Origin of the sequence: Variovorax sp. MSC1_012, from assembly GCF_023667525.1 — a bacterium.
GTDB lineage: Bacteria > Pseudomonadota > Gammaproteobacteria > Burkholderiales > Burkholderiaceae_C > Variovorax > Variovorax beijingensis_B.
Map to the genome: position 1 here is coordinate 991,400 of NZ_CM174443.1, position 19,429 is coordinate 1,010,828.

Genomic DNA, 19,429 nt, shown 5'->3' on the forward strand with positions numbered 1-19,429 from the left:
AGACAGACAAATCATGAAACCCACTCATCGCCTTCTGATGGCAGGCCTCGGCCTCGCACTGGCGGCCACCGCGGCCAGCGCCGACACCTGGCCCTCGAAACCGATCACCTTCATCGTGCCCACCGCGCCTGCCGGGTCCACCGACATCATGGCGCGCATGGTGGCCGAGCCGCTGCAGCGCGCACTGGGCCAACCCATCGTGGTCGACAACAAGCCCGGCGCCAGCGGCAACATCGGCACCGAGGCGGTGGCGCGCGCCGCGCCCGACGGCTACACGCTGCTGATGCAGTACTCGGGCTACCACGTCGGCAACCCCGCGCTCTTTCCGCAGATCAAGTGGAGCCCCACCAAGGACTTCGTGCCGGTGGCGCTGGTGATGCGCGCGCCGCACGTGGTCGCGGTGAGCGGCAAGCTGCCCGTGAACTCGATGAAGGAGCTGATCGAGTACGGCAAGAAGAAGAAAGAGGGTGGCCTGTTCTTCGCCTCGTCGGGTAACGGCTCGATCCAGCACATCGCGGGCGAGCTGCTGTCGCGGCAGGCCAGGCAGCCGATGACGCACGTGCCCTACAAGGGCTCGGGCCCGGCCATCAACGACCTGATCGCGGGCAACGTCGACATGTTCATCACCACGCCGCCCTCGGTCATCGGCCATTTCGCGGGCGGCCGCATCAAGCCGCTGGCCTACACGGGCAGCAAGCGCCATCCGTCGATGCCCGATGTGCCGACCTCGGCCGAGGCGGGGCTGCCGGGCTACGAGGTGGAGTCGTGGTTCGCGGTGTTCGCGCCGGCCAAGACGCCGCCCGAGGTCGTCAACAAGCTCAGCGCCGAGATCAGGAAGATCGTCGAGAGCGAGTCGTTCCGCAAGAAGGTGGACGAGCAGGGCGCCTTCGCCACCTACATGGACCCGGCGGCGCTGGGCAAGTTCGTCGACCAGGAACTGGCGGCCTGGGCGAAGGTGATCAAGGCGGCGGATATCAAGCCGGACTGAGCCCGGCCAATGCCTCTCGCGGGGCTCAGGGCTTGACGCCGAGCACCGACAGGATGATCGCCGCGAGGGTCAGCGTCACCGGCAGCCGGTGCGTGGCAATCGCGTGGGCCTGCGCCACCGACAGCCTGGTTTGCTGAAGGAGGTTCTTTTCGGAATGAAGGGCTGTGGACATGGCATCTGCTCCTGAATGAACGCGAACGATCTGTTCGCATGGCCTCGAAGATAGACCTCTGCAGGGGCAGCGGCACGGGGCTTTCGAAGACACCGCGTTTCCGTTTTTGCAACGATCAGCCCGCAATGAGCTTCTGCACCAGCTCCGCCGTGGTCGCCGCCGCGTACTTGCGCATCAGCCGCGCCCGGTGCAGTTCCACCGTGCGGTGGCTGATGCCCAGCGCCTTGCCGATCTCCTTGGACGTGAGCCCGCGCATCACCTGCGCCGCCACCTCGCGCTCGCGCGGCGTGAGCTCGGCCTTCACGGCGCGGCGCGATCCCAGGTCCTCGAAGGTCCAGATGCCGGCTTCGTGCGGCGCGGCGCGGTTCATGGCGTGTCCCGTGACGTGGCACCAGAAGGTCTCGCCGGCGATGGCGCCGTGCAGCCCGCCCAGGCGCTTCATCATGCGGTTGTCGGCATAGCGGCCGCTGGCGTTCAGGAACGGCTCCATGCGCTTGCCGATGCGCTCGAACTCGGCCACGCTCGGGTACAGGATGCTGAACGAATGCCCGACCAGCGCGGAGGGCGTTGCACCGAAAATCTCGCACACCCGCTCGTTGCAGGCCACGATCGTGCGGTTGCTCGACACCACCATGCCGACGGGCGCCTGTTCAAAAGCCAGCCGGTAATCGATCTCGGGCATCGGGGGTCACCATTACGAAATACTACGTATGCGACTACGTAGTATCGTTCAAGGCTCTTCAAGGTTTTCGCCAACTCTCCACCATCCATCAAGGAGCCCGAGTGAACAAGATTTATCCCTCCGCAGACGCGGCACTCAAGGGGGTCGTGGCCGACGGGCAGACGCTCGCGGTCGGCGGCTTCGGCCTGTGCGGCATTCCCGAGGCGCTGATCGACGCGTTGCGCGACTCGGACGTCAAGGATCTCACCTGCATCTCCAACAATGCGGGCGTCGACGGCTTCGGCCTTGGCAAGCTGCTCGAGACGCGCCAGATCAAGAAGATGATCGCGTCCTACGTGGGCGAGAACAAGGAGTTCGAGCGCCAGTACCTCGCGGGCGAGCTGCAGCTCGAATTCACGCCCCAGGGCACGCTGGCCGAGAAGCTGCGCGCGGGCGGCGCGGGCATTCCGGCTTTCTTCACCAAGACCGGTGTCGGCACGCAGGTGGCCGAAGGCAAGGAACTGCGCGAGTTCGACGGCGAAACCTACGTGATGGAGCGCTCGCTGGTGCCCGACGTGGCGCTGGTGAAGGCCGACGTGGCCGACAAGTCGGGCAACCTGCGCTTCCGCCTCACGGCGCGCAACTTCAACCCGGCCGCCGCCATGGCCGGCAAGATCTGCATCGTCGAGGTCGAGAAGATCGTCGAGGTGGGCGAACTGGCCCCTGACGACATCCACTTGCCGGGCATCTACGTGCACCGCATCGTGCTCAACGCCAAGCCCGAGAAGCGCATCGAGAAGCGCACCGTGAGCGCGGCCGCGCCGACCGACGCCGCGGCCGCCAAGGTCGAAGCCCAGGCCGCCATTGCGCAGGCCGCCGCCGGCAGCGAAGTGCCTGCCCCCGTCAAGAACAACAAAGGAGCCTGAGATGCCCTGGACCCAAGACCAAATGGCCGCGCGTGCGGCGCAAGAACTCGAAGACGGCTTCTACGTGAACCTGGGCATCGGCATTCCCACGCTGGTGGCCAACTTCGTCGGCGACAAGGAAGTGTGGCTGCAAAGCGAAAACGGCATGCTCGGCATCGGCCCGTTCCCGACCGAAGACCAGGTCGACGCCGACCTGATCAACGCCGGCAAGCAGACCGTGACCACCATCCCCGGCTCGGCCATCTTCGGCAGCCATGACAGCTTCGCGATGATCCGCGGCGGCAAGATCAACCTGTCGATCCTGGGCGCCATGCAGGTCAGCGTGAAGGGCGACCTCGCCAACTGGATGATCCCCGGCAAGATGGTCAAGGGCATGGGCGGCGCCATGGACCTGGTGGCCGGCGTGAAGCGTGTGATCGTGCTGATGGAGCACGTCGCGAAGAAGAAGGACGGCACCGAGGACCTCAAGATCCTCGAGAAGTGCACGCTGCCATTGACGGGCGTGGGCGTGGTCGACCGCATCATCACCGACCTGGCCGTGATGGACGTGGTGCCCGAAGGCCTCAAGGTGGTCGAGCTCGCGCCGGGCGTGAGCTTCGACGCGCTGCAGGCCAAGACCGGCGCCAAGCTGATTCAGTAGGGCGGCGGCGCAACGGCGACGAAGGGCAGGGCCGCGAAAGCGGGCCCTGCCTTTTTGCTTTGGACGTTCTGGAGAAATGAAATGAATGCGAGCGAAGCCCTGGACAGCCTCTGGCGGCAGGCGGGCCTGCCGGTCGAGGCCTTGCCGCATGCGCGGCTCACGGGCGAAGACCCGGTACTGCCGTCGTCCTTCGCGGTGGGCGCGGCCGCGCAGAGCACCATCGCGGCGGCGGCTCTTGCGGCCTGCGAACTGGGGCATTTGCGCGGCGCCGGGCGCCAGGAAGTCGCCGTCGACATGCGGCACGCGGCGCTCGACTGCACCGGCTGGTTCAGCCTCGACGGGCGCGTGCCCGACCTGTGGGACAGCTTCTCGGGGCTGTACCGCTGCGCCGACGGCTGGGTGCGTATCCACGCCAACTTCGCGCACCACCGCGACGGCGCGCTGCGGCTGATGACGCTGGATCCGGCCGCCGCTACGCGCGCGGAGGCCGAGGCTGCCATGGCCACCTGGCGCGCCCGCGATTTCGAAGACGCCGCCGCCGCGCAAGGCCTGGTGGCGAGCGCGCTGCGCCGCTTCGACGAATGGGGCGCCACGCCGCAAGGCCAAGCCATTGCGGCACAACCGCTCTTCACGATCAAGCGCATCGGCGATGCACCGCCGCTCGTGCTGCCGCCGCTGCGCGAAGACCAGCGGCCGCTCGAGGGCGTGCGCGTGCTCGACCTGACGCGCATCCTCGCGGGCCCCGTGGGAGGCCGCGCGCTCGCGGCCTATGGCGCCGACGTGATGCTCGTCAATTCGCCGCATCTGCCGAACATCGAATCCATTGCCGAAACCAGCCGCGGCAAGCTGTCGGCGCATGTGGACCTGCGCACCGAAGCGGACCGCGCCACGCTGCGGCAACTCGCCGCGCAGGCCCATGTCTTCGTGCAGGGCTACCGGCCCGGCGGCATCGAGGCGCTGGGCTTCGGGCCTGCGGAACTCGCGCGGCTCGCGCCCGGCATCGTGTGCGTGTCGCTCACGGCCTATGGCACGCGAGGCCCGTGGGCGCATCGCCGCGGATTCGATTCGCTGGTGCAGACCGCCATGGGCTTCAACCATGCCGAAGGCGAGGGCGAGGGCGAAGGCGAAGGGGCCGGCGACGGCAAGCCCAGGCCGCTGCCGATGCAGATCCTCGACGAGGCCACGGGCTACCTGATCGCCTTCGGCGCCGCCGCGGCGCTCTGGCGTCAGCAGCAGGAGGGCGGCAGCTGGCATGTGCAGGTGTCGCTGGCGCAGACGGGGCAGTGGCTGCGCGGGCTCGGTCGCGTGCCCGGCGGGCTGTCGATCGCCAGGCCCGACCTGAAGCCCTATCTCGAGACATCGGCCTCGGGCTTCGGCGAACTGACTGCGCTGCGCCACAGCGCGCAGCTGTCGCGCACGCCGGCCGCATGGCCGCGCCCGTCGATGCCGCCGGGCAGCCATCCGCCGGCCTGGCCCAGCGACCCCGCGCAGTGAGAAACTTGGCGCATGCAGACGACGAACAGATACGAAGGAAGGCCGTTGCTGCGGCTGGTGGATTGCCTGGTGCTGGACGCCATCGACCAGCTCGACGACGCCAAGCGCGCCAAGCTCGAGGCGCTGGAGCCCACGCTCGCGCAGACCTTCAGTGCGAGCGGCACCTGGCAGGAGATGGTCGGCACCCAGATGGGCTTTGCCGACGACGTGCAGGACCAGATCCGGCAGTTCTGGCGCAGCTACCTCGACCGTGCAGAAGAGCAGCAGCTTCGCGCGGACCCGCAGGAGTTCGTGATCGAGTTCGTGGCGCTGAACTTTCCGGACCTGGCTCCGCCGCGGCGCTGAGCCTTCGGCCTCATGCGGGTGCAGGCAGCAGCAGCTGCCGCTGTGCCTGCACCGTCTCGCGCAGGAACTCCCACACCGCCTGCATGCGCACCAGGTGCTTCGTCTCCGCGGGCATCGACATCCAGAACGTGCGCGTGAAATTCGCCTGTCCCGGCAGCACGGGCTTGAGCGCGTTGTCGTTTTCCGCGATGAAGGCCGGCAGCACCGCGATGCCCGCGCCCGCCGCCACCGCGCGGTGCTGCGCGAGCACGCTGGTGCTGCGCAGCGCAAAGGCATCGGGACGGTGCAGTTCGTCGAGGTACTGCAGCTCCTTGCTGAAGAGCAGGTCGTCCACGTAGCTGATGAAGGTGTGGCCGCGCAGGTCTTCGCGCGTCTTGATGGGCTTGTGGGCGGCCAGGTACTTCTTCGATGCATAGAGCCTGAGCGTGTAGTCGGTGAGCTTGCTCACGACCACGGGCCCGCGCGCCGGGCGTTCGAGCGAGATCACGATGTCGGCCTCGCGCCGCGACAGGTGCACCAGCCGCGGCATCGCGAGCAGGTCGATGGTGAGCTTGGGATGCTGCTGCGCGAAAAGCGCCAGCTGCGGTGCCAGCACCACGGTGCCGAAGCCCTCGGTGGCGCCGATGCGGATCAGCCCCGACAAGCCTTCCTGCGAGGCCGGCGCGGTGCTTTCCACCGCCTGGAACGCGCTTTCCATGGCCTCGACCTGCGGCTGCAGCTTGCGACCCGCCTCGGTGAGCCGGTGGCCGCCCGACTCGCGCGAGAAAAGCGGCGCGCCCACTTCCTTTTCAAGGGCCTGGATGCGCCGCGCCACCGTGGTGTGGTCCACCTCGAGCCGGCGCGCGGCGCTCATCAGCGTGCCCGAGCGGGCCAGCTCCAGAAAGTAGCGAAGGTTGTCCCAGTCCATGTGCTCGCGTTCCCTCGGGTTGGCTCTGCATTTTTGCAAAGTGATAGCGCATATTTGTCTATTGTCATGGCAAATCTGCAAAGCTAGGATGCGTGTTGAACCTGCCATGCAGGCCCCTATTCACAGGAGACAAAACCCATGGACGCCACCACCACCCCCAAGACCCAGGTCGCCACCGTCAAGCTCTTGATCGGCGGCAAGTTCGTCGAGTCCAAGACCACCGAATGGCGCGACATCGTCAACCCGGCCACGCAGGAAGTGCTGGCCCGCGTGCCGTTTGCCACGCAGGCCGAACTCGACGCCGCCGTGGCCTCCGCCAAGGACGCCTTCAAGACGTGGCGCAAGACGCCCATCGGCGCGCGCGCCCGCATCTTCCTGAAGTACCAGCAGCTCATCCGCGAGAACATGGGCGAGCTGGCTGCCATCCTCACCGCCGAGCAGGGCAAGACGCTGCCGGACGCCGAGGGCGACGTGTTCCGCGGCCTCGAGGTGGTCGAGCACGCCTCGAACATCGGCAACCTGCAGCTCGGCGAGCTCGCCAACAACGTGGCCAACGGGGTCGACACCTACACGCTGCTGCAGCCGCTGGGCGTGTGCGCCGGCATCACGCCGTTCAACTTCCCGGCCATGATCCCGCTGTGGATGTTCCCGATGGCCATCGTCACCGGCAACACCTTCGTGCTGAAGCCCTCGGAGCAGGACCCGATGGTCACCATGCGTTTGTGCGAACTCGCGCTCGAGGCCGGCATTCCGCCCGGCGTGCTGAACGTGGTGCATGGCGGTGAAGCGGTGGTCAACGGCATCTGCGACCACAAGGACATCAAGGCCATCAGCTTCGTCGGCTCGACCAAGGTCGGCACGCACGTCTACAACCGCGCCACGCTTACGGCCAAGCGCGTGCAATGCATGATGGGCGCGAAGAACCACGCCATCGTGATGCCCGACGCCAACAAGGAGCAGACGCTCAACGCACTGGCCGGCGCGAGCTTTGGCGCGGCGGGCCAGCGCTGCATGGCGGTGTCGGTGGCGGTGCTGGTGGGCGAGGCGCGCAACTGGGTGCCCGAACTCATCGAGAAGGCGAAGACGCTGAAGATCGGCGCGGGCACCGAGAAGGGCGTGGACGTGGGGCCGCTGGTTTCCTGCGCCGCCTACGAACGCGTCAACGGCCTCATCGAACGCGGCGTGGCCGATGGCGCCAAGCTCGAACTCGACGGCCGCAAGCCCACCGTGCCGGGCTACGAGAAGGGCAACTTCGTGGGCCCGACGATCTTCTCGGGCGTGAAGCCCGGCATGACGATCTATGACCAGGAAGTGTTCGGTCCGGTGCTGTGCGTGGCCGATGCCGAGAACATCGACGAGGCCATCGAGCTGATCAACAGCAACCCGAACGGCAACGGCACGGCGATCTTCACGCAGTCGGGTGCCGCGGCGCGCCGCTTCCAGGAAGACATCGACGTGGGCCAGGTCGGCATCAACGTGCCGATCCCGGTGCCGGTGCCGATGTTCTCGTTCACCGGTTCGCGTGCATCGAAGCTCGGCGACCTGGGTCCGTACGGCAAGCAGGTCATCATGTTCTACACGCAGACCAAGACCGTGACGGCACGCTGGTTCGACGACAGCACCGTCTCGCACGGCGTCAACACCACGATCAGCCTCAAGTGAGCCACGCGTTTCACGGTGTCGCGGCATCGGCCGTGCTGCTGCTCGCCGCCGGCGCGCATGCGGCCGATGATGCAAACCCGCTGGATTGCAGACCCGACGGCAACCAGCAGCAGATGAACGCCTGCGCGGTGCGCGACTTTCGCGCCGCCGACGCCGCGCTCAACATCCGCTACGGCGAGGTGATGAAGACGCTCTCGCCGCAGATGCGCGTCGCGCTGCGCACCGAGCAGCGCACTTGGCTCAAGGGCCGCGACCCCTCCTGCAAACGGGCCTCGAAAGCGAACGAAGGCGGCTCCATCTGGCCGCTGGTGTTCAATTCATGTCTGGAGGAATCGACCCGGAAGCGGACTGCCGAACTGGATCGCTGGAAGGGTCGCGAACAATGAACTTCGAATTGTCTGAAGAGCAGAACGCCTTTGCGCAGACCGCGCGCGATTTTGCACAGGCCGAGTTCGCGCCCCATGCGGCGCGGTGGGACGCCGAGGCCATCTTTCCGAAGGAAGCCATCGCCAAGGCAGGCGAACTGGGCTTCTGCGGGCTCTATGCGCCCGAGCGCATCGGCGGCCTCGGGCTGCCGCGGCTCGATTCGACGCTGGTGTTCGAGGAGATGGCCGCGGTCGACCCCTCGACCACGGCCTTCATCACGATCCACAACATGGCGACCTGGATGCTCGGCACCTGGGCGACCGATGCAGTGGCCGCGCAATGGGGCGAAGACCTCACGAGCGGGCGCAAGCTGGCTTCCTACTGCCTCACCGAGCCGGGCGCCGGGTCGGACGCGGGCTCGCTCAAGACGCGCGCCGAACTGCAGGGCGCCGAGTACCTGATCAACGGCGGCAAGGCCTTCATCTCCGGCGCCGGGTCGACCGACGTGCTGGTGCTCATGGCGCGCACGGGCGGTGGCGGCGCGGGCGGCATCTCGGCCTTTGCGGTGCCGGCCGACGCGCCGGGCGTGAGCTACGGCAAGAAGGAGCACAAGATGGGCTGGAACAGCCAGCCCACGCGCACCATCAGCTTCGACAACGTGCGCGTGCCGGCCGAGAACCTGCTGGGCAAGGAAGGCGAGGGCTTTCGCATTGCGATGAAGGGGCTCGACGGCGGGCGCATCAACATCGCGACCTGCTCGGTGGGCGCAGCGCAGGGCGCGCTCGATGCGGCGCGCCGCTACCTGCATGAGCGCCAGCAGTTCGGCAAGCCGATCGCGAGCTTCCAGGCGCTGCAGTTCAAGCTGGCCGACATGGCGACCGAACTGGTCGCGGCGCGGCAGATGGTGCGGCTCGCGGCAAGCAAGCTCGATGCGGGCCATGCCGATGCCAGCACCTACTGCGCCATGGCCAAGCGCTTTGCGACCGATGCGGGCTTCAACGTGTGCAATGACGCGCTGCAATTGCACGGCGGCTACGGCTACCTGAGCGAATTCCCGCTCGAGCGGCTGGTGCGCGATACCCGCGTGCACCAGATCCTCGAAGGCACCAACGAGATCATGCGCGTGATCGTTGCGCGAAAATTGCTGGAAGGGGACAGCGATATCCGCTGAAGCCCCGCACCCAGAACCTCTCAAGACAATGACCGACTCCGTAGTTCTCTTCGACGAAATCAAGACCGCCGGCGGCAAGCGCTTTGCCACCGCCACGCTCAATGCACCCGCTTCGCTCAACGCGCTGTCGGTGGACATGGTGCGCCTGCTCACGCCCAGGCTGCGCGAATGGGCAAAGGACGACGGCATCGTCGGCGTGCTGCTGCAGGCAGCCGGCGAGAAGGCCTTCTGCGCCGGCGGCGACTTGCGCCAGCTGTACCAGACGCTGCTCGAGTGCGGCCCTGCGCGCAACACCTACGCCGAAGACTTCTTCCGCGAGGAATACGAGCTCGACTATCTGATTCACACCTTTCCCAAGCCATTTCTCTGCTGGGGCCACGGCATCGTGATGGGCGGGGGCGTGGGGCTGATGGCGGGCTGCTCGCACCGCGTGGTCACCGCGCAGAGCCGCGTTGCCATGCCCGAGATCAGCATCGGCCTGTACCCCGACGTGGGCGGCAGCTGGTTCCTGCGTCGCACCCCCGGTCGTACGGGCCTGTTCCTGGCGCTCACGGCCGCCAACCTCAATGCGGCCGACGCCATCTTCTGCGGCCTGGCCGACGTGCTGGTGCCGCACGAACGCAAGGGCCAGGTGCTCGAAGCGATTGCCGCCGCCAACTGGCGCGGCGAGCAAAAGGCCGACCGTGCCGAACTCTCGCGCATTCTTGCGCGCGCCGGCGAGGGCGCCGAGCTGCCGCCCTCCAAGGTGCGCGAGCACTACGACACCATCAACACGCTGATGGCCGGCGACGATCTGCTCGACATTGCCAAGCGCCTGCGCAGCCTCCAGAGCGACGATGCCTGGCTGCAGTCCGCGTCCAAGACCTTCGCCAAGGGCGCTCCGAGCTCGGCCGCGCTGAGCTTCGAGCTCTGGCAGCGCGTGCACCGCATGTCGCTGGCCGAGGTGTTCCGGCTCGAATACTGGGCCTCGCTCGGCTTCTGCGCGCACAAGGACTTTGCCGAGGGCATCCGCGCGGTGCTGATCGACAAGGACCGCAATCCGCGCTGGAACCCCGCCACCATCGAAGAGATCACGCCCGCCTTCATCGAGGACCACCTGCGCCCGCGCGGCGAGATGCCCTCGGAGCTGGCTGCGCTGGCCTGAGGCTCTTCCATACATACAACGGAGACATCAAATGAAAATCGCATTCATCGGCCTCGGCCACATGGGCGGACCCATGGCCCTGAACCTGCGCAAGGCGGGCTTTGCGGTCAAGGCCTTCGACCTGTCGGACGAGGCCTGCAAGAAATACGCGGCCGAAGGCCTGACCATTGCTTCGTCGGCCGCCGAGTCGGTGGCCGATGCCGACGTGGTCATCAGCATGCTGCCGGCCAGTGCGCACGTGGAGGGCCTGTTCCTCGGCAGCGGTGGCAGCAAGCCCGGCCTGCTCGACAGCATCCGTGCCGGCACGCTCGTGATCGACAGCAGTACCATCGCCGCCGCCACGTCGCGCAAGGTGGCCGAGGCGGCCGCCGCCAAGGGCATTGCAATGATCGATGCGCCGGTTTCCGGCGGCACGGGCGGCGCGATTGCCGGCACGCTGACCTTCATGGTCGGCGGCGAGACCGACGACCTCGAACGTGCGCGCCCCGTGCTCGAGAAGATGGGCGCCAACATCTTTCACGCGGGCGGCATCGGCGCGGGCCAGACCGCGAAGATCTGCAACAACATGCTGCTCGGCATCCTGATGATCGGCACCTCGGAGGCGCTGGCGCTGGGCGTGGCCAACGGGCTCGATCCCAAGGTGCTGTCCGAAATCATGCGGCGCAGCTCGGGCGGCAACTGGGCCCTCGAAAAATACAACCCGATGCCCGGCGTGATGGAAACAGCGCCCGCATCCAAGAACTATGCGGGCGGCTTCGGCACCGACCTGATGCTCAAGGACCTGGGCCTGGCGCAGGAAAACGCCACCGCCGTGCGCGCCGCCACGCCGCTGGGCGGACTGGCGCGCAGCCTCTATGCCGCGCACAGCCTGGCGGGCCATGGCGCGCTCGATTTCTCGAGCGTGCTGAAGCTGCTGCAGAAGGCTTCGTCCTAGCTTTTCAGCCTTTAGCCGAACAGGGCGTCGCTGGCCCACAGAAGACCCAGCACGCCCAGGAACAGCAGCAGGAACACGGCCCATGCGCGGGTGAACGCCTGCGTCTCTGTGACTTCGACGGGAGCCGTTTCGGGCGGCTTAGGAGCGCTGGGCGTGTGTGGGTTCATTCCCGACTGTACCCCGCGCGCCCGCTTTTGCCGCCGCACGCGTCTTCGACATGGCCAACAGCACCCCGGCCGCGACCAGATTGGCGCCGATGCCGGCCAGGATCGGCAGCAGGTAACTGCGGCTGATGTCGAACGCAAAGCCTGCCGCGCTCGGCCCGACCAGGGTGCCGAAGGCGACGCTGGTGTACAGCACGCCGAGGATCGCGCCGATGCTGCGGCCGCCGAAGTAGTCCATGACCAGCGCGGGCAGCAGCGCGACGAAGCCGCCGTAGAACACGCCGTAGGCAAACGCGAACGCGGCCAGCCCCCAGAACCCGCTGGACACCGCCCACACCACCAGCGAAAGCGCCATGCCGGCCGACATCAGCGGCAGCGCAAGCTGGCGGCCCAGCCGATCGGCCAGTCCTCCAAGAAAAAAGCGCCCCGCCGTGCTGCCGATGCCGATCGCTCCCAGCAGCAGCACGGCCGAGCCGGGCGGCAGGCCGTGGTCGAGCGCGTAGGGCACCAGGTGGACGAAGGGAACGAACAGCCCGAACGAACTGATCAGGCACGCCGCATAGAGCCCGGCGAAGCGGCGCGACCTTACCGCGTCCCGCAACGCGGAGCCTGCGGGCACGACTGACGGCGCTCGCGGCTGCGGCGGATCGCCGTCGGGCCCGAGCCCGCGGTGGCGCGGATCGTCCTCGATCAGCAGCGCCATGCCGGCGCCCACCACCACGGCCATTGCGCCCAGCGCCAGGTAGGCGTGGCGCCATCCCAGCGCCTCGATGAGAAGCGACGCCAGCGGCGGCATCACCAGCGTGCCCACGCCGATGCCGCTCACCGCCAGCCCCGAGGCGAATCCGCGCCGCCTGACAAACCAGCGCTGCACCGCGCCCAGCACCGGCACATAGGACGCACCGACGCCGAGCCCGACGCCCAGGCCGTAGGCCAGGCAAGCCTCGGTCAGGCTCCGCGCCTGTCCCGCGGCGGCCAGGCCCAGGCCGACCAGCACCATGCCCGCGACCGCGAGCCGCCGTGCACCCCACCGGTCCGCGAGTGGCCCGCTGACCACGCCGAGCCCGAAGTAGAGAAAGCCCGCGAGCGAGAACACCAGCGACACAGAGCCGCGCGAGGCGCCGAAATCGCGCTGCAGCGATTCGAGGAAGGCGCTGAAGGTGTAGGCACTGCCGAAGCCCACGAGCGTGACGGCAAAGGCGCCGGCCACCACGAACCAGCCTCGGAAGATGGGTTTGAAGAATCGATTGTGCATGTTTGCTCAGAATATCTAATGGCTAGACTAGGCGGATCTGGATGATCGTTTTTCGTGTAAAGCTAGGCAAATGGGATATTCTGAAGAATTCAGATTAGATAAACTAAAATATGGAGCATCAACTTCCGCCGCTCAACGCGCTCCGCGCCTTCGAGGCGACCGCCCGTCATCTCTCGGTGAAGAACGCGGCCGACGAACTGTGTGTCACCGCCGGCGCCGTGAGCCAGTTGATCAAGTCGCTGGAGCTGCACCTGGGCATTGCGCTCTTCCGGCGCGCGAACCGCGGCATCTTTCTGACCGATGCGGGGCAGGCCTACCTGCCGCCGGTGCGCAATGCGTTCCGGCAGATCAGCGACGCCACGCGCCGCGTCGCCTTGCCCGCGGAAACCGGCATCCTCACGGTGAGCGCCACGCCGTTCTTCGCGTCCGCATGGCTGGTGCCGCGCCTGAAGGGCTTCCAGGACGCACATCCGGACATCGATCTGCAGGTGGTGAGCAGCACCGCACTGGCCGATTTTTCGCGCGATGGCGTGGACGTCGCCATTCGCCACGGCCTCGGCCGCTATCCCGGCTTGAGCAGCCAGCGCGTGCTGACGGTGGAGATCGTTCCCGTTGCAACGCCAGCCCTGGTCAGGCAGCTCGGCATCCCTACATCGCCGTCCGATCTGATGCGCTGGCCGCGCGTGAACGATGCCGAGCGCAAGGCCTGGCAGCTGTGGTTCGAGGCGCAGGGCATCGAAGATGCAAGGCCGGCACGCGGCCCGTCGTTCGACGATTCGGGCCTGCTGCTGAAGGCGGTGCTCGCAGGGCAGGGCGCGGCCCTGCTGCCCGCTGCGGTGGTGGCCGACGACCTGGCAGAGGGCCGGCTCGTCCAGCTCTCGGATGCGAGCTGGCTCGAAGACTTTGCCTACTACCTCGTCTGTCCGGAAGGCAGCCGCGACCGGCCCAAGGTCGCGGCCTTCCGCGAATGGATCGCTGCCGAGGCCAGCAGAAAAGCCGCCAGGCCGCGCAGGAAGACCCCGGTCAAAGCAGCTCGATCCCGGGCAGGCTCTTGAAGCAGCTCTCGCGCGTGATGCGCACGAAGTCCGCCAGCCACGGCTGATCGGACGTGCCCTGCGTGCAGGCCATGTACAGCCGCCCCGTGAGGCCCCGGGCGCCGACGCGCCGCGCCGTGACATAGCCGCGGTCCAGGTAGTTCTGCACCGCCCACAGCGGCAGGGTGGCCACGCCGCGGCCGCTCGCGACCAGCTGCAGCATCGCCACCGTGAGCTCGGTCGTGCGACGGTGCGCGGGCGCCACGCCGGCCGGTGCCAGCACCTGGCGCACGATGTCGAGCATCTCGTCGGGCACGGGGTAGGTGATGAGCGTCTGGTCGGCAAAGTGGCGCGCCGTCAGATGCGGCTTGGCGACGAGCGCATGGTCGTTGGCGAGCAGCGCCACGATCTCGAAGCGGAACAGCGCGTGGTAGTCCACGGTCTCGTCGGGGTCCTGCTCGGAGACGATCGCCACCTCGGCGCGGTTCTGCATCACCAGCGCGATCGGGTCGGGATGAAAGCCCGAGACGATGTCCAGCTCGATCTCGGGCCAGCGCTGGCGGAAGGCATCCATGGCCGGCATCAGCCAGTCGAAGCAGGTGTGGCACTCGACCACGATGCGCAGCTGCCCGCTGCGGCCCAGCGCCAGCCGCGCCACGTCGCGCTCTGCTTCTTCGATCAGCGGCAGCGCGGCATCGGCCAGCTGCAAGAGCCGCAGTCCGGTGGTGCTGAACTGCGGCGGCACCGACTTGCGCTCGAAGAGCTGCGCGCCGTAGCGGTCTTCGAGCAGCTTGATCTGGTGCGACAGCGCCGACTGCGTGAGGTTCAGCAATTGCGCCGCGCGCACCAGGCTGCCGGTGTCGCGCAGCGCAACCAGCGTGCGCAGGTGGCGTATCTCGAGGATCGACTGCAACATGAGTGAATTTCAAGTGAATGGGCAAAAGGTTTCGTTTGAATCATAGACCCCAAAGACCGACCATTGCCGATTCTCAAAGATTCAGCGACCGGAATACCTGTATGACCACCCGTACCCACATCCTCGGCTTTCCGCGCATGGGCGCCCACCGGGAACTCAAGTTCGCCCTCGAAAAGCATTGGCGCGGCGAGATCGACCACGCTGCACTGGAAGAAGTTGGCGAACAGCTGCGCGAGCGCCACTGGCAGGCCCAGCGCGACGCGGGGCTCGACTACGTGACGGTCGGCGACTTCGCCTGCTACGACCATGTGGCCAACCACATCCAGCTCTTCGGCTGCGAGCCGGCGCGCTTCGGCTTCAAGGGCGACGAGCCCGAGCTGTCGCGTTATTTCAAGATGGCGCGCGGCGTGGAAGACGAGGCTGGCCATGTGCACGATGCCAGCTGCAAGCACGGCGCAGAGGGCACTTTCGCGCTGGAAATGACCAAGTGGTTCGACACCAACTACCACTACCTCGTGCCCGAGTTCACCGCGGCCACGCAGTTCAAGCTGGCCTCGACGCGGCTCTTCGACGAGGTTGCGCAGGCGCAGCAGGCCGGCCATGCGGTCAAGGCGGTGCTGCTGGGGCCGCTGAGCTTCCTGTACCTTGGCAAGGAGAAGCAGGAGGGCTTCGATCGCCTGTCGCTGCTCGATGCGCTGCTGCCCGTCTACGAGCAGGTGCTGAACCGCCTCAAGCAGCAGGGCGTGGAATGGGTGCAGATCGACGAGCCCATCCTCGGGCTCGACCTGCCCGATGCCTGGCGCAACGCCTTCGAGCGCGCCTACTGGCAGCTGGCCCGCAGTGCGCCCAAGCTGCTGCTGGCCACCTACTTCTCACCGCTGTCCGACAACCTGCGCCTGGCCTGCCAGCTGCCGGTGGCCGGCCTGCACGTGGACGCCGTGCGCGCGCCGCAGGAGCTGACCGGCGTGGCCGACTGGCTCCCGGCGCACAAGGTGCTGTCCGTCGGCGTCGTCGATGGCCGCAACATCTGGCGCACCGACCCCGACGCCGCGCTTGCGACGCTGCGCCCGGTGGTCGACAAGAAGCGCGGGGAGCTGTGGATCGCGCCATCGTGCTCGCTGCTGCACGTGCCGTTCAGCCTGGCCGCGGAAGACAACCTCGATGCGGAGCTCAAGTCGTGGCTCGCCTTCGCCGTGGAAAAGCTCGGCGAACTGCGCGTGCTGCGCGCCGTGCTCGACGGCCGCGAGGACTCGGTCACGCAAGAACTCGAAGCCGCGCGCGCCGCCGCGGCCGCACGGCGCGGCAGCCCGCGCGTGCACCGCGCCGACGTAGCGCTGCGGCTCGCCCGCAGCGTGGCCGGCGACGACCAGCGCGCATCCCCCTTCGGCCAGCGGCAGCAGCTGCAGCGCGCGCGCTTCGCATTGCCCGCGCTGCCCACCACCACCATCGGCTCGTTCCCGCAGACCACGGAAATCCGCGCCGCGCGCGCCGCCTGCAAGCGCGGCGAGCTCGATGCCGCGGGCTACCGGGAGAAGATGCGTGCCGAGATCGCGCTGGCCGTGCGCAAGCAGGAAGAACTGGGCATCGACGTGCTGGTGCATGGCGAGGCGGAGCGCAACGACATGGTCGAATACTTCGGCGAGCAGCTCGACGGCTTTGCCTTCACCGCCAATGGCTGGGTGCAGTCGTACGGCTCGCGCTGCGTGAAGCCGCCGGTCATCTTCGGCGACGTGGCGCGCCCTGCGCCGATGACGGTCGAATGGACCGCCTATGCGCAGAGCCTCACGAAGCTGCCGATGAAGGGCATGCTGACCGGCCCGGTCACCATCCTGCAATGGTCCTTCGTGCGCGACGACCAGCCGCGCAGCATCACTTGCGAGCAGATCGCCTGGGCGATCCGCGACGAGGTGGTGGACCTTGAGGCCGCCGGCATCGGCATCATCCAGATCGACGAGCCCGCCATCCGCGAAGGACTGCCGCTGCGCCGCGCCGGCTGGCCGGCCTACCTGAAGTCGGCCACGCGCGCCTTCCGCATCAGCGCCTCGGGCGTGCGCGACCAGACGCAGATCCACACCCACATGTGCTATTCGGAGTTCAACGACATCCTGCCCGAGATCGCGGCCATGGACGCCGACGTGATCACCATCGAGACCAGCCGCTCCGACATGGAATTGCTGCGCGCGTTCGGCGGATTGGGCGGCGAGAACAGCGCGGGCGGCTTCCGCTACCCGAACGAGATCGGCCCGGGCGTGTACGACATCCATTCGCCGCGCGTGCCCTCGGTGGACGAGATCGTGCGCCTGATGCGCAAGGCCGCCGGCGTGGTGCCGCCCGAGAACCTCTGGATCAATCCCGACTGCGGACTGAAGACTCGCGGCTGGCCGGAGACCGAGGCCGCGCTGTCGAACATGGTGGCGGCCGCGAAGCTGCTGCGCAGGGAACTGGCGGCGGCCTGAAGCGGAGGGGCGGTCATGGAGGGCGCCAATAATGGCGCCATGCTTGCCATTCCAGTTTCACCGAGACGTCTCCTTCTCGCGCCTTTTCTCCTGCTGCTGCCGCTGTTGTTCGCACCCGTCATGGGCTGGGCGCAAGACCGCGCCCAGTCCCTGCTGCAGTTCGAGGGCGTGCAGGCGCGCTACCAGGCGGCCTATGCGCCAGGGGCGGTGTCGCGCGACGCGCACCAGCTGCTCGAGCCGGCCGACCAGGCCATTGCCGGCAAGGCGCTCCAGGCGCTGGACGCGGCCGCTGCGCGGTCCTTCGACGTGGCCGCCTCCGTCGCCGCCATCCAGCAGGAAGTCGCGGCTGCCGGCAAGGGCGGCGCGGCGCCGAATGCGCAGGTGCAGGCCGCGGTAGCCCGGTTCTCGAAGCTGCGTGCCGACTACGCCGCCATGGACGACGCGGGCAAGCAGGCGTTCTTCAACCGCGAACGCGCGAAGCCGGCCGATCCCGCACGCACCGAACTGCTCGAGCGCATGGCCGTGGCCGACCTGCGCGAGGTCGATTTCTCTAGCCAGTTGCTGCTGAGTTCCGTTGCCAAGCAACTGGCGCGCGGCAATGCCGGGCAATTCACCTCGCTGCCGGACCGCACGCTCGACATGGCCGTCGACACGCTGTGGTCGCGCGGCATTACCTCGCCGCGTCCGCGCAACCTGCTGACGGTGGCGCGCGAGTTCGAAAGGCAGGTCACGCAGGCGCTGCTCGCGGCGCTGCCCGATGCGGACGTGGCCGCCTTGCTGGCCTGGCGCCACGACCCACAGGCCGCGGCCGAGCGCGAAGCGCTGGTGGGCAGCTACCGCGCCGAGGTCAAGGGAAGCGGCGCCGTGGCGATCCGGACGCTGGTGCGCGGCTGGCCGCGTTCCTGAGACCGCGGTGACTGGCATGCAACATGCAGGGGCCATCTTGCGCGATACTCGCCGCCCGGCGGGGCTAGAGAAAAAATACGCCAATTGGGCCGAATTTCTTAAACAAAGTGTGCACTTTGGCGCTCACATCAAAAAGTTCCCCGTCATTGTTTCAGTTTCATGAACACTGCGATTCGATTGGCTAGGGTTTTCCCTTGTCATCGTGGTGCAAACTTCAGGGTATCCAAAGCCCAATCAAGAAGGAAATTGAAATGAAGACCTCGAACATCCTCGCCGCCGCCGCTCTGTCCCTGCTCGCCGCTGCCGGCGCCCATGCAGAAACCTACGAAGGCGTGCAGCCCCTGACCTCCGGCTACAGCCGCGCCGACGTGGCTCCCCAGGCCGCTGCCGCTGCCCGCGAAGGCAACGTCTACAGCGACGCCGCTTCGGCCACCGTCGCTCCCGTGCTGGCTGCCTCGGCCGACCGCGCCGCGGTTCGCAGCGAAGCCGTTGCCGCCGCTCACGCGCCCGGCCAGAACCTGCGCCGCGAAGCTTTCGCCGGCAGCGTGGTTCCCTCGCAAGCACGCAGCTTCACGCGCCAAGCCGGCCTGTAAGAAGGCGGGCAGAAGAGAAGAGACCGCGGCATCGGGCCGCGCGTCTTTCCTCTGCAATAAAAAAAGCCGGACGGCGCCCCAGGTGCCGTCCGGCTTTTTGCGTTTTCAGCGCTGCCGAGGCGCGGCGTGGTGGCAGAAGCAGTCGGGCGCATGGTCGTCGACGATGCCGGTGGCCTGCATCCATGCATAGACGATCACCGGTCCCACGAACTTGAAGCCGCGCTTCTTCAGGGCCGCCGACATCTGTTCCGAAAGCGGCGTCTTCGTCGGCACCGCGCCGGTCCTGTTGACGATGGGCTTGCCGCCGGCCATGCCCCAGACGAATTCCGAAAAATCCTCGCCCGCGGCCTGCATCGCCAGGTAGGCGCGGGCGTTGCCGATGGTGGCCTCGATCTTGGCGCGCGAGCGCACGATGCCCGCGTCCAGCATCAGCCGGTCGACATCGGCCGCGGTGAACCGTGCCACCTTTTCGGGCACGAAGTCCTCGAATGAAGCACGGAACGCATCGCGCTTGCGCAGGATCGTGAGCCACGACAGGCCCGCCTGGAAGCCGTCGAGCATGAGCTTTTCCCACAGCGCGCGGCTGTCGCGCTCGGGCACGCCCCATTCGGCGTCGTGGTAGGAGGCCAGCAGCGGATCGCTCTGGGCCCAGGTGCAGCGGGGCTTGGTTTCGGGAGGCATCGGGTGGTGGGTTG

21 protein-coding genes are annotated in these 19,429 nt (G+C 67.6%); 14 read left to right on the forward strand and 7 right to left on the reverse strand.

The window, feature by feature from the left end; genetic code table 11:
• The first annotated feature begins 13 nt into the window (after positions 1-13).
• Positions 14-988: a tripartite tricarboxylate transporter substrate-binding protein gene (locus tag L1081_RS04580; RefSeq protein ID WP_489415393.1), complete on the forward strand. Its 975-nt coding sequence runs from the start codon at positions 14-16 to the stop codon at positions 986-988.
• A 25-nt stretch (positions 989-1,013) separates the two neighbouring features.
• Here L1081_RS04580 and L1081_RS04585 read toward each other — a convergent pair whose 3' ends face one another.
• Both L1081_RS04585 and L1081_RS04590 read right to left on the reverse strand, forming a co-directional pair.
• Positions 1,014-1,160 (reverse strand): hypothetical protein, encoded by a 147-nt coding sequence (locus L1081_RS04585; protein WP_489415394.1) that lies wholly within the window; start codon positions 1,158-1,160, stop codon positions 1,014-1,016.
• A gap of 115 nt (positions 1,161-1,275) precedes the next feature.
• Entirely contained in the window at positions 1,276-1,842 is a 567-nt protein-coding gene (locus L1081_RS04590) for a LuxR C-terminal-related transcriptional regulator (protein WP_012748361.1), read from the reverse strand.
• Between the two features lie 101 nt (positions 1,843-1,943).
• Here L1081_RS04590 and L1081_RS04595 point away from each other — a divergent pair, with 101 nt between their 5' ends.
• From L1081_RS04595 to L1081_RS04610, 4 genes are all read left to right on the forward strand, one after another.
• Positions 1,944-2,747, forward strand: coding sequence for a 3-oxoacid CoA-transferase subunit A (locus L1081_RS04595; protein WP_489415395.1), 804 nt, complete (start codon positions 1,944-1,946; stop codon positions 2,745-2,747).
• Position 2,748: 1 nt separating this feature from the next.
• The gene (locus L1081_RS04600) at positions 2,749-3,387 is read left to right on the forward strand and encodes a 3-oxoacid CoA-transferase subunit B (protein ID WP_012748359.1); all 639 of its coding nucleotides are present in this window, start codon (positions 2,749-2,751) and stop codon (positions 3,385-3,387) included.
• Between the two features lie 81 nt (positions 3,388-3,468).
• On the forward strand, positions 3,469-4,881 hold the full coding sequence (locus L1081_RS04605) for a CoA transferase (RefSeq protein ID WP_489415396.1): 1,413 nt from the start codon (positions 3,469-3,471) through the stop codon (positions 4,879-4,881).
• A 12-nt stretch (positions 4,882-4,893) separates the two neighbouring features.
• Positions 4,894-5,226 (forward strand): hypothetical protein, encoded by a 333-nt coding sequence (locus L1081_RS04610; RefSeq protein ID WP_012748357.1) that lies wholly within the window; start codon positions 4,894-4,896, stop codon positions 5,224-5,226.
• A 10-nt stretch (positions 5,227-5,236) separates the two neighbouring features.
• Here the strand turns inward: L1081_RS04610 and L1081_RS04615 are convergent, their stop codons facing one another.
• The gene (locus tag L1081_RS04615; protein ID WP_489415397.1) at positions 5,237-6,133 is read right to left on the reverse strand and encodes a LysR substrate-binding domain-containing protein; all 897 of its coding nucleotides are present in this window, start codon (positions 6,131-6,133) and stop codon (positions 5,237-5,239) included.
• 138 nt (positions 6,134-6,271) lie between these two features.
• On the opposite strand from L1081_RS04615, the gene L1081_RS04620 reads away from it, so the two are divergent.
• The 5 genes from L1081_RS04620 to mmsB are packed head-to-tail and all read left to right on the forward strand — an operon-like array spanning position 6,272 to position 11,410.
• On the forward strand, positions 6,272-7,795 hold the full coding sequence (locus tag L1081_RS04620; RefSeq protein ID WP_489415398.1) for a CoA-acylating methylmalonate-semialdehyde dehydrogenase: 1,524 nt from the start codon (positions 6,272-6,274) through the stop codon (positions 7,793-7,795).
• Positions 7,792-8,181 (forward strand): lysozyme inhibitor LprI family protein, encoded by a 390-nt coding sequence (locus L1081_RS04625; protein ID WP_489415399.1) that lies wholly within the window; start codon positions 7,792-7,794, stop codon positions 8,179-8,181. The genes L1081_RS04620 and L1081_RS04625 overlap by 4 nt, the downstream gene beginning before the upstream one ends.
• On the forward strand, positions 8,178-9,332 hold the full coding sequence (locus L1081_RS04630) for an acyl-CoA dehydrogenase family protein (protein ID WP_489415400.1): 1,155 nt from the start codon (positions 8,178-8,180) through the stop codon (positions 9,330-9,332). Before L1081_RS04625 ends, L1081_RS04630 begins: the two co-directional genes overlap by 4 nt.
• A gap of 28 nt (positions 9,333-9,360) precedes the next feature.
• Positions 9,361-10,476 (forward strand): 3-hydroxyisobutyryl-CoA hydrolase, encoded by a 1,116-nt coding sequence (locus L1081_RS04635; RefSeq protein ID WP_489415401.1) that lies wholly within the window; start codon positions 9,361-9,363, stop codon positions 10,474-10,476.
• A gap of 31 nt (positions 10,477-10,507) precedes the next feature.
• The gene (mmsB, locus tag L1081_RS04640; RefSeq protein WP_489415402.1) at positions 10,508-11,410 is read left to right on the forward strand and encodes a 3-hydroxyisobutyrate dehydrogenase; all 903 of its coding nucleotides are present in this window, start codon (positions 10,508-10,510) and stop codon (positions 11,408-11,410) included.
• Positions 11,411-11,421: 11 nt separating this feature from the next.
• On the opposite strand, the gene L1081_RS04645 is transcribed toward mmsB, so the two are convergent.
• Both L1081_RS04645 and L1081_RS04650 read right to left on the reverse strand, forming a co-directional pair.
• Entirely contained in the window at positions 11,422-11,577 is a 156-nt protein-coding gene (locus L1081_RS04645; RefSeq protein ID WP_278873909.1) for a hypothetical protein, read from the reverse strand.
• Positions 11,549-12,829, reverse strand: a complete 1,281-nt coding sequence (locus tag L1081_RS04650) for an MFS transporter (protein WP_489415403.1) — start codon at positions 12,827-12,829, stop codon at positions 11,549-11,551. Before L1081_RS04650 ends, L1081_RS04645 begins: the two co-directional genes overlap by 29 nt.
• Positions 12,830-12,939: 110 nt before the next feature.
• Here L1081_RS04650 and gcvA point away from each other — a divergent pair, with 110 nt between their 5' ends.
• Entirely contained in the window at positions 12,940-13,884 is a 945-nt protein-coding gene (gene gcvA / locus L1081_RS04655) for a transcriptional regulator GcvA (protein WP_489415404.1), read from the forward strand.
• Here gcvA and L1081_RS04660 read toward each other — a convergent pair.
• Positions 13,853-14,779, reverse strand: a complete 927-nt coding sequence (locus L1081_RS04660) for a LysR substrate-binding domain-containing protein (RefSeq protein ID WP_489415405.1) — start codon at positions 14,777-14,779, stop codon at positions 13,853-13,855. The two genes, gcvA and L1081_RS04660, sit on opposite strands and share 32 nt — an antisense overlap.
• Positions 14,780-14,880: 101 nt before the next feature.
• Here L1081_RS04660 and metE point away from each other — a divergent pair, with 101 nt between their 5' ends.
• From metE to L1081_RS04675, 3 genes are all read left to right on the forward strand, one after another.
• The gene (gene metE / locus L1081_RS04665) at positions 14,881-17,235 is read left to right on the forward strand and encodes a 5-methyltetrahydropteroyltriglutamate--homocysteine S-methyltransferase (protein WP_489415406.1); all 2,355 of its coding nucleotides are present in this window, start codon (positions 14,881-14,883) and stop codon (positions 17,233-17,235) included.
• Between the two features lie 39 nt (positions 17,236-17,274).
• Positions 17,275-18,141, forward strand: a complete 867-nt coding sequence (locus tag L1081_RS04670) for a hypothetical protein (protein ID WP_489415407.1) — start codon at positions 17,275-17,277, stop codon at positions 18,139-18,141.
• A 251-nt stretch (positions 18,142-18,392) separates the two neighbouring features.
• A complete protein-coding gene (locus L1081_RS04675) occupies positions 18,393-18,734 on the forward strand; it encodes an alpha/beta hydrolase (RefSeq protein WP_124958208.1) in 342 nt (113 codons plus the stop codon).
• 105 nt (positions 18,735-18,839) lie between these two features.
• On the opposite strand, the gene L1081_RS04680 is transcribed toward L1081_RS04675, so the two are convergent.
• The gene (locus tag L1081_RS04680) at positions 18,840-19,415 is read right to left on the reverse strand and encodes a DNA-3-methyladenine glycosylase I (protein WP_489415408.1); all 576 of its coding nucleotides are present in this window, start codon (positions 19,413-19,415) and stop codon (positions 18,840-18,842) included.
• Between the last annotated feature and the right edge of the window lie 14 nt (positions 19,416-19,429).